Genomic DNA, 9,739 nt, shown 5'->3' on the forward strand with positions numbered 1-9,739 from the left:
TCGCTGCATCGTTCGGCATTGCACAGTCGCCGCAGTCCGGACGCATCGGCTACCGAGCACAGGACGATTCTTCGGAGGCAGACATGACGATTGGGAGAACACGATGACGGACTACGGACACTATTCACCTGCATCACCGAACCCGGTCGAGCCGGAACCGGGCGCAGGACGCGGCAAGAAGCGTGCTCTGATCGTCGGAGCGTCGATCGGTGTCGTCGCGGTGGCCGCGGTGGCCGCCGCGATCGTGATTCCCGGTCTCTCCGAGCCCGAGGACGCCGACACCGACGCCGCACCTACGGCCGTGGTCGATCAGGACAGGGACGCGCAGGACATCGATGCACTCACCTCGCAGTACCTGAGCATCCTCGGATCGAACGGCGGACCCGACGGGTTGGCCCCGGTGCGGTGCGCCCAGGCGATCGAACGGGCCGAGAAGGCACCGCAGCCCACGCCGTTCCCGGACGGAACCGACATGGTGGTCGCCGAGAAGCTGACACAGAACTTCTACGGGCCCGATCACGCCACCGCACGAGTGGTGGTCGGTGCCACGGTCGACGGTGCCCCCAGCCTGGGCGGCGGCGACGGAACCATCCTCGGCCTGGACTACCTGAGGGAGAACGGAACATGGAAGGTGTGCCGCGTCGACCCGCAGTAGCGATACGGACCACACTCTCGGCCGTGACGAACGGCCCCGGATCGACAGACCCGGGGCCGTTCTTCGTCGCTGCCGTTCCGAGTTACTGCAGCCACTCAGTCAGGATCCGGTCGCGGTGTCGAGAACCAGATACTGAGCCGCCGTCATCTGATGTGCCTTCGTTTCGTCCTCGAGCGTGGACAGCTCGGCGGCGTAGCGATCCTTGTGCAGCAGACATGCCGTCTGCACCCCGACGGTCGTGTCCTTGGACAGGCAGCTGGAGTCGGGTACACCGGGAGACCCGGCCGAAGGCTCGAATCCCATGCCGAGATATTCCTGCTTCAACATGTCGTACATGACGGCGGCCCCGGACGCGTCAACGGATCGGTAGACGTTGGTTCCGTCGGTGGCCATCCGATCGCTGTTCGACTTCGCGAACTCCTCGAGCGTCTTCGTCGAATCGTTCGAGGTGTGCGCTGCGCCGCGGGCGCCGTACACCGCGCGCCGGTCGCGATTCGAATTGTCCGCGTCCTGTTCCAGAGTCAGAACCAGCACTTCGTCCTCGTCGATCGGCAGTTCGGTGAACCGGTCCGACGGGGTCGGCGAAAATCGGTCCAGAAGCGTCCCCTGGCGGTCGACTGCCGTCGCGATCGAGCGCGCGACCCAATCCTGCCGGCCTGCGGGCGCAGAGGCGTCGACCGAGATCACGTAGTCACCCCGCGCGGTGAACGAATCACTCGACACACCACCCAGTGCGGTGGGCTTGGACGAGACGAGGGTATCGGGCAGAACGTCGATCGGAGTGGCAACCGCCGCCGGGCTGTACTCGGTCGGGAGGTAGGACTGCTCGATCAACCCCTGCGCGGCACGCCGAGCGGACTCCGCGTCCGGAAACCGCATGACCATGAGATACAGCGCATTTCGGGTACCCGGGTCCACCCCTGGCTCATCGGCTCGGTAACTGGCGTTGGAGGCGAACCCCAACATCATGTTCTCGCGAGCCAGCACATCGACCTGGCCGTCGGTGTACGGGACTCCACGAACGGAGTTCGCTCCGGCGAACGCTCCGGTAGTGCCGCTGAAGTTGTCCAACAGACGGGGATCGACTTCGCTGGGCAAGACGACGAATTCCGCGAGCCGTTGGCCCTCGATCACCCGCCCCTGTGTCTCGTCGCTGACCGTGCCGAACGGTGCCTGAGGTGTCGTGCGAAAGTTTCCCGGGTCGATCTCCCCGGGTGCAGCGGCTTCGCCGATCGTCTGTCCCGACGCGTCCGACGGGCCGTCGCCACCGGAGGAGCAACCCGTCACCAGCGTCACCACCGTCAGCGTTGCCAGTACCGATCGTGTCCACATCGCACGCATGGTGTGCCCTTCTCGAGAGAGTCGATGTCGGCGATCCGACGCCAGGAATCGTGTCATTGTTCCCGCCGGGCACAGCCGAACTACCCGGGAACAAAACCGCCACCCCGAGCGTCGAATGCGCGTCGGTCGTTTCGCCGAACGACAACCGCACACGATCCCACGAGTAGAGAACGGAGCGCCGATACGTGTCCGAGACCGCTACACCGTCGTTGCCGGAGCGCCGCACAGGTGTCGGCTCGGATGCTGCCACCGCCAAGACACTCGCCGGTGCCACCAAGATTTTGAGGATGTACGGATTCGAGGCCACGGCCGCGCTGGCCGAGGAAAAGTCCACGACGGTCGATCGGCGACAGAGCGTCGTCGTCGTCGGTGAGATCAAACGCGGCAAGAGCTCGCTGGTCAATGCTCTCGTGTCGAGCCGTGTCTCGCCGGTCGGAGTCGAAGCGACCACGTCCGCGTCGCTGGTCTTCGTCCCCACCGAACCCGACCGCGGCCCCGGGCTGGCCGAACTGGTGTTTCCCGGTGGCACTCGTCGGGTGAGCATCGAGGAGCTACCCGAGTGGGTGACCGTGAACGGCTCGCACGTGCGGGATCCGGCGACTCAGTCGCTTCCCACCCGCGCAATCGTTCCGGTCGCGGACTCACCGATGGGAGATGTGGTCGTCGTCGACACGCCGGGCTCGGGGGGCTTGGATTCGCTCGCCGCCCAGCTGTCCGTGCAGTCGGCGCAGCAGGCCAGCGTTCTGGTCGTGGTCAGCGATGCCAGCACCACGCTCACCGCACCCGAGATGGACTTCGTTCGGGACGTGGCCTCGACGGTCGACTCGGTCATCGTCGTCGTCAGCAAGACCGACAAGAACCTGCGCCGCTGGCGAACGGTGGCCGACGAGAACAAGCGCCTGCTCCACAAGCACCTTCGGCGCTCGGTTCCCGTCATCGGCGTGTCCAGTGTCCGCGCGCTCGTGGCGCAGGAAATGGTCGACGATCAGGCGCGACGGCGCGGCGAAGAATCTTCGGGCATCGTCGAGCTGAGGCAGATGATCGCGGCCGGGTTGGGCGACGGCACCGAACGTGGCGTCCGAGACGGCCTGCGTACTGCGCTCGAAGGTCTACGCAAGGTCCACGCCAAGATCCGCGCCGACATCGACATCACCGAACAGGGCTCGAATGCTCTGCCCGAGTTGACCGCTCAGCGAGACCGACTGCAGGAGCTCAAGGACACCAGTGCGCAGTGGGAGCAGTGGCTCGGACGCGATCTCACGCTGGCCCGCCAACGGGCGCTGACACATCTGGACGGTGAACTCGATCGGGTCCGAACGAAGTGGACGACACGAATCAACAAGTCCGGTATGGAAGTGCTGCGGAAGAACCCACAGGTGTTCACCGCGGAGATCGAGGCCGACCTCCTGGCCGCCATGACCGGCACAGTTCGCCTGTTCCTCGACGAATTGCGTCGTGTCGCAGAACCGTTGTTCGAGTCACCCCGTATCTGGGAGCAGATCGAGCACAACATCGCCGCATCGATGTCCGGCGAATCGCTCACCACGGGTGAGGTTGCGAGCAAGCGTCAAGGCTTGCTCGATCCCAGCATCTTGTCGATGGGCATGATCGGTACCTCGATGCTCGGTGCACTCATCGGTGTCGGAGCCGTGGCCGGAGTGGTCTGGATCGGCGTCAACCTCGGATACAAGGCGATGCGGACCGGCAAACAGAACCTGTTGAACTGGCTGCGAGAGACGACCGGAAGCGCCAAAGCCAGCACCGCACGCATGCTGGAGGCCGCGCTCGCACTGGGCCGGCCGGAGATTGTCGTGCGCTACCGCGACTACATCCGAACCTCCATCGATACTGTGCAACAGCAGATGTCAGACGCCAAGGACGCGGCCCGTCTCGATGCCGCCGGACGAGACGCCACCCTCAAGCGCCTGTCCAACAATCTCAGAGTCGTCACTGCCACGATGTCCGAGATCGACAATGCGCTCGTTCGGTCGGCCGGTCGTAGCTCCGAATCGGCATCCCCTGTCCCGCCCACTCCCGACGCCACCGAAAGCGAGACGAACTCGTGAACACCTCGACCGCCTCGGCGCTGATTGCCGCCGCGCTGCTACTCGGAGCTTTCGTCGGCTGGTTCGCTCGCTCGATTTTTGCCGGCCCCGACCGCCGACAGGTACCCCACGCTCCAGCACGCGATCACGTAGTCCCCCATCATGATTCGCCTGCCGCCGACGGAGGGCCGGACCGCCGACTGGTCGACGCGCTCATCGGTGTGCACGACCTTGGTGACGGGGTGTCGGCGGCCGATCGCATTTCCGAGGAGTTGCATCGAGTGGGTGTCGTCCGGTTGGACGCGCAACCCGGAACACTGTTCGATTCGAGCTCACAGAAGGCCGTGCACAGCGTCGCTGCGCCGACTCCCGATCGGGTGGGCACGATCGCGGAGGCAGTCCGGCCGGGGTGGGCCGGTCCCGGCGGCATCATTCGGTACACCGAGGTATCGGTGTACGGACCAGCGTCGGCAGGTGCCTAGGTGAACGTGCAGCAACCGTCCGCGACACCGCTGGCCGCGCGCAACATCGAGATGCGCTCCGTGCTCGACCGTGGACTGCACGGACTTGCCGCGTTGGCACCGGATCTCATGCACGAGGCCAACCGGATCGGAGCCATCCTGTGGGGTCCGCCGCGAATTGTGGTGGTGGGCCGGCTCAAGGCCGGCAAGTCGACCTTGGTCAATGCGCTCATCGGTGCACCGATCGCGGAGACCGCGGCGCTCGAAGCCACCAACGTGGTCACCGTGTACGAGAACGGAATGCCCTCGCGCGCAGACGTCGTGACCCCGGACGGACAGCGTCGGGCGGTGGAACTGCGACAGGGATATCGGGCGGACCTGGGAATTCCTGCAGCCGATGTGGCGTACGTGCATCGGTACCTTCCGTCGGAAGCGTTGTCCGACGTCACGCTCATCGACACACCGGGTCTGGCCACTCTGACGGTGGAGAACGAAAAGGCCACACATCGGGCGCTCATCGACGGATACGAGCAGACCCGCGCCGCCAGCGTCGATGCCGACGCCGCGATCTTTCTCTTCGACTCGACCCCGCGCGCCGACGAGATGAAGTTCTTGCAGCAGTTGGGGTTCACGCCGCTGAACACACTGGGTGTTCTGTCCCGAGCCGACGGTTTCGGTGAAGGAGCTCTCGGCCGCATCGATCCCATCGAGCATGCCAGAGCTCACTCGGTGACGTTGGCGGCCATGTTGGCATCCTCGGTCGCGACCGTGATTCCGATTTCCGGGCTGCTGGCCGAGACTTCCCATACCGGTCGTGTCACCGAATCGGATGCTCGCGCTCTGCACCGCTTGGCGCACCTGAATCCGCTGGAACTGTTCGACCTGTTGGAATCCGACGACCCCGCTCCGCTCGATTCACCGACCAGGGATCGACTACTCGACCTGATCGGCGAGTACGGCATGGTCGGTGGACGAGCCGCTGCGGCCGGGGGTGCGTACGCACTGAGCCAATGGCTGATCTCACGGTCGGGAGTGGACCCGCTCAGAGGCGTGCTGCACACCGCGCTGCGCGACTTCGCCACCCTGCACAGAGCGAGTCGCGTTCTCACCGAACTGGATTCACTGGCGTTCACACACAGCTTCAGAGACCGGATCAGGGCGATCACCGACACCGTTCGACGCGACCCGGCCCTGCAGCCGGTACTGCTGTTCCAGGCACTGCGCGGCATGCTTCTCGCCGACGACTCCTCACCGGTGGTGGGCGAGTTGATGCGCGTGCTCACCGGACGGAACAATTCCGAGCGTCTCGGACTGGACGTCCACGCCCAGCGTGCACAGGTCGTGGCGGTGGCGAGCCAGCGAATCGATTGGGCAGCAGGGCGCTCGATCTCGGCCGGAACCGCCGCCGAGGATGCTGCCCTGGGAGAACTGTTACGTCTCTACACCACGATTCGGAGCACGGCATGAACGACCCGACCCACCCCGCACCCACTCCGAGTTGGACTCTGTCGATCGACTTCGGCACATCGAATACCGCTGCGGCCCAACGCTCCACACGACGCTTCGGGGTCGAGGCCGTGGCGCTGACCCACCAGGGAAACCTGATGCCCTCATCGGTGTTCGTCGACGGTCCGGATCGAATCGACGTCGGCGATGTAGCGCTCAACAGGGCGCAGACGGCACCGGCTTCCTTCATCGCCTCCCCCAAGAGACTGGTCGCGCAGGGCAGCGTTCGAGCTGCGGGCCTCGATCTGCCGATCGCGGTCCCGATCGCCGCCGTTCTGCGGTCGGTGATCGATCGAGCGACTACGTACCGTCGGGGACAACCTCCAGCGGGCTTGATCCTGACCCACCCAGAGGCGTGGTCTCCTCGAGAAGTCGCGGTACTGGAAGAGGCGGCGAACCGGGCCGGCTACGGCCCGGGTTCGGTGTCCACACTGTCGGAACCGCGCGCTGCGGCCCATTTCTACAGTCGCAGTGAGCATCTCGAGCCGGGTACGTCGATAGCCGTGTTCGATTTCGGCGGTGGAACCGTCGATGTCGCCGTCTTGTCGGCCACTGCTCGCGGCACCTTCGACGTCGTCGCCGCCCGCGGCGACAACGGTTTGGGTGGCAAGAACCTCGATGCGTCCGTTCGCCGGTGGGTCGATCGTCGACTCGACGACGAGAATCCGGAATTGTCGCGCTTCCTCCGCACGGACTCGGCACTGCACACGCTCCGAACCCTCGACGACTCCATCCGCCGCGCGAAAGAGCTGCTGTCGTCCACCGAGTCGGCCACCATCGCCATCGGCGACAGTCGGACCGATCGCCAGCACATACTGACTCTCGAACGCGGAGAGTTCGAGACGATCATCGCGAGCGAGATCGAACGTGCGGTCGCTCTGACGCACGCCACCCTCGCGGAGGCACATGCACTGACGGGCAGTGCGGTCCACGCGCTCTACCTCACCGGGGGATCGTCTCGAATACCTCTGGTACACCGTGCCCTCCACTCCCTCGGTCACCCGATCGCGACGCTCGACGATCCGAAAACCGTGGTCGCACAGGGAGCGTTGCTCGCACTGCCGGACCGGCTCGGAGCCGCACCGGTGGCGGGATCCCACGCCTTTTCCGGTGCGCCGAGCACCCAACCGGCACCCGTCGTCGGTGGCGGGCCCGGTCTGCAGATCTCCCCTGCACCACCCACGCGCGGTCGTGGGCGGCTGGTGGCCGCGGCAGCGGGCGTGGTCGTCGTGGCCGGTGCCGTTGTTGCCGCAGTGGTCCTCGCACCGTGGGACTCGACCGACCCGGTGCCCAGCACGGCGAGCGGGCAGGACGACACAGCGGCACTCGAATCGGTGACCAACGACTACCTCGACGCTGTGGCCGCCCGCGACGATGCGGCGATGACATCGTTCTGGTGCGCAGCGAACAGGGAGAAGCGGGCGAGCACGACACCCTCCCCTACCTCGACCTCCGCGACGGGCGACCTCGAACTGACGGCCGCCGAGTTCATCGGTACGTCGATCTACGGGGACAAGGCCAGCACCAGAATCCGACTGCAGGCGACGGTCGACGGTGAGCCGAGCACAGCGGAAGGGGACGGCGAGATCCTGGCTTTCGATTTCGGTCGAGAAGAGGGCCAGTGGCGCATCTGCCGACAGACGATCCAGTGACTTCCACCGGTGCAGCCGCATCGACCCCTGACGATATCGAGGTAAGCACATGATGGCCGGTTGGATGCTCAGCGTCGACTTCGGCACTTCCAATACCGCTGCGGCACATGCCGACAACGGCTCGGACGCGGCGGAGGTCGTGTCCCTGACGCACCAGGGAAACCTGATGCCGTCGGCGGTGTTCGTCGAGTCCCCGCACTCGATCGAAGTCGGCGACGTGGCGATCAACCGAGCACAGACCAACCCCGCGGCCTTCGTTCCGTCGCCCAAGCGCGTCATCGGCCAAGAAGTGCTCACCGTCAACGGCTACGACATTCCGTCGGCGCTGCCCGCAGCCGCAGTACTGCACGCCGTCATCACGGCTGCGACGGCGATGCGGCGCGGAGTTCCACCGAACCGATTGATACTCACACATCCCGAAGCGTGGTCGCCCCGCGAGATCGACATACTTCTCGACGCGGCCGCCCGAGTCGGCTATCCGCGCGAGCGGGTAGCGACCGTATCCGAGCCCCGAGCAGCGGCGCACTATTACTCGAGATCGAGCGCGATGCCGCCAGGAACCGAGATCGCAGTGTTCGACTTCGGCGGCGGCACACTCGATGTCGCCGTTCTGCGAGCCACCGAGCACTCGTTCGAGGTGATCGCCGCGCGGGGTGACAACACGTTGGGCGGGAAGTCCCTGGACTCGAGACTGCGCCGTTGGGTGGACGAACAATTACTCGACCGCAACCCCGAATTGCTCGACTTCATTCGACGCAGTGCGCCCATGCATGTGGCCCGCAGCCTCGAGGACTCCATCCGGCGGGCCAAGGAGCTGCTGTCGTCGACCCCATCGGCGTCGGTGACCGTTGCAGGCAACGGCCAACAGGAAACGCTGTACATCACCCGCGACGAGTTCGACGAACTCATCGCCGACGATGTGGAGCGGGCAGTGCAGCTGACTCGTCAGACCTTGGCCGACGCCGGTGTTGACGTCGGTAACCGCCTCTCTGCGCTGTACCTCACCGGCGGGTCGTCACGGGTGCCGATAGTGCACGACCGGCTCGCTGCACTCGGCCCCATCGCCACTCTCGACGACCCCAAAACCGTTGTCGCGCAAGGAGCATTGATTGCCACCGCGCACCGGGCCACAGCCCATGACACCGCACCGACCCCGACCACCGCCACCACGCCGGTCGCCGAGACTGCATCGGCCTCGGGTGCACGGAGAAAGCCCGCAGCCCGCACCGTTGTCGCCTCGACAATCGCAGCGGTGGTGATCATCGCAGCCCTGATCGCCGGGTTCATCGTCTTCGGCAGCGATCGAGACAGCTCGAGTACAGCGGACACCGGCGGAACCACTACCGCGAGCGGGGCCGCCGCATTCGCATCGGATGTCGATGCCATCCGCTCGGCGCTACCGGGCGCACTGAACAGTGCGGTCGAGAAGTGCGTCAACTCCGACTTCACCGATACCGGCGGACTGATCGCATCCTGCACGCTGGTTTCACCGAGCACGTTCGACCCGCTGTTCGAGTCAACCTACGGACCCGCACACACCTTCACCTCGTATGTCGACATCAAACAGGTCAAGCGTCAACTCGCGGGCATTCGCGACTATCCCCTGGCCCCCGGTGACGCGGTAATCGACGGCGCAGCAAGCAGTTCCAAGATCGTCTACGGCAAGGGGTACAGCGCTTCCACCAGTACGGCCGAGTACTTCGACCCCAACACCGGCCTGTCCGCACGATTCTCGAACTTCACCACCGACGACAACGCGCTCGAATTTCTGCGGGCAATCGGTCTGCTCTGAAAAGCCGCAGCCGCGAACGAATATCGCCCGCGGCGGGAACATTGCGATCGATCGGCGCATCTCACTAACGATTGCCGCGAAGACACCACACAAAAGGAGCAGGCCATGCCTCCCCAGGAACCCACCTCGAGCGAACCCACCACACCCGCCTCCGGAAACCCTCAGGTGACCGGCAACCCGGACGACGCCAAGTTCGTCGAACCAGGCACGGTACCGACTCCGCCGAACGCCGACGACACGACCGCCCCCGTCCCCGAGCCCGCCCCCCCGCCTCCTCCGGCACCGCT

General features: G+C 65.5%; 7 protein-coding genes and 1 pseudogene. 7 read left to right on the forward strand and 1 reads right to left on the reverse strand.

The genetic code is table 11. The annotated features are described in order from the left end of the window. The first annotated feature begins 103 nt into the window (after window positions 1-103). Window positions 104-655, forward strand: a complete 552-nt coding sequence (locus CH275_RS16265; protein ID WP_094679382.1) for a hypothetical protein — start codon at window positions 104-106, stop codon at window positions 653-655. A gap of 99 nt (window positions 656-754) precedes the next feature. On the opposite strand, the gene CH275_RS16270 is transcribed toward CH275_RS16265, so the two are convergent. Then, complete coding sequence (locus CH275_RS16270) at window positions 755-1,987, reverse strand: DUF7373 family lipoprotein (RefSeq protein WP_143546789.1); 1,233 nt, start codon at window positions 1,985-1,987, stop codon at window positions 755-757. 194 nt (window positions 1,988-2,181) lie between these two features. On the opposite strand from CH275_RS16270, the gene CH275_RS16275 reads away from it, so the two are divergent. The 6 genes and pseudogenes from CH275_RS16275 to CH275_RS29790 all read left to right on the forward strand — a co-directional run. Next, window positions 2,182-4,062 carry a dynamin family protein gene (locus CH275_RS16275; protein ID WP_256991062.1) on the forward strand — a complete coding sequence of 627 codons (1,881 nt, stop codon included), beginning with the start codon at window positions 2,182-2,184 and terminating at the stop codon, window positions 4,060-4,062. After that, a complete protein-coding gene (locus tag CH275_RS16280) occupies window positions 4,059-4,523 on the forward strand; it encodes a hypothetical protein (protein WP_094679384.1) in 465 nt (154 codons plus the stop codon). The genes CH275_RS16275 and CH275_RS16280 overlap by 4 nt, the downstream gene beginning before the upstream one ends. Beyond that, complete coding sequence (locus CH275_RS16285; RefSeq protein WP_306436950.1) at window positions 4,524-5,969, forward strand: dynamin family protein; 1,446 nt, start codon at window positions 4,524-4,526, stop codon at window positions 5,967-5,969. It abuts the gene before it with no gap. Further along, on the forward strand, window positions 5,966-7,660 hold the full coding sequence (locus CH275_RS16290; protein ID WP_094679385.1) for an Hsp70 family protein: 1,695 nt from the start codon (window positions 5,966-5,968) through the stop codon (window positions 7,658-7,660). The genes CH275_RS16285 and CH275_RS16290 overlap by 4 nt, the downstream gene beginning before the upstream one ends. Window positions 7,661-7,709: 49 nt before the next feature. Continuing rightward, on the forward strand, window positions 7,710-9,452 hold the full coding sequence (locus CH275_RS16295) for an Hsp70 family protein (RefSeq protein ID WP_094679386.1): 1,743 nt from the start codon (window positions 7,710-7,712) through the stop codon (window positions 9,450-9,452). A 105-nt stretch (window positions 9,453-9,557) separates the two neighbouring features. After that, window positions 9,558-9,739: pseudogene (locus CH275_RS29790) on the forward strand (septum formation family protein); the annotation flags it as partial.

This window comes from Rhodococcus sp. 06-235-1A (assembly GCF_002258785.1).
In the GTDB taxonomy this organism is placed as follows: domain Bacteria; phylum Actinomycetota; class Actinomycetes; order Mycobacteriales; family Mycobacteriaceae; genus Rhodococcoides.

What these genes read in the sequence shown, in the direction of transcription:
- CH275_RS16265 (WP_094679382.1), top strand. Translation starts at nt 104, where the DNA reads ATGACGGACTACGGACACTATTCACCTGCATCACCGAACCCGGTCGAG.
- CH275_RS16270 (WP_143546789.1), bottom strand. Translation starts at nt 1,987, where the DNA reads ATGTGGACACGATCGGTACTGGCAACGCTGACGGTGGTGACGCTGGTG.
- CH275_RS16290 (WP_094679385.1), top strand. Translation starts at nt 5,966, where the DNA reads ATGAACGACCCGACCCACCCCGCACCCACTCCGAGTTGGACTCTGTCG.
- CH275_RS16295 (WP_094679386.1), top strand. Translation starts at nt 7,710, where the DNA reads ATGATGGCCGGTTGGATGCTCAGCGTCGACTTCGGCACTTCCAATACC.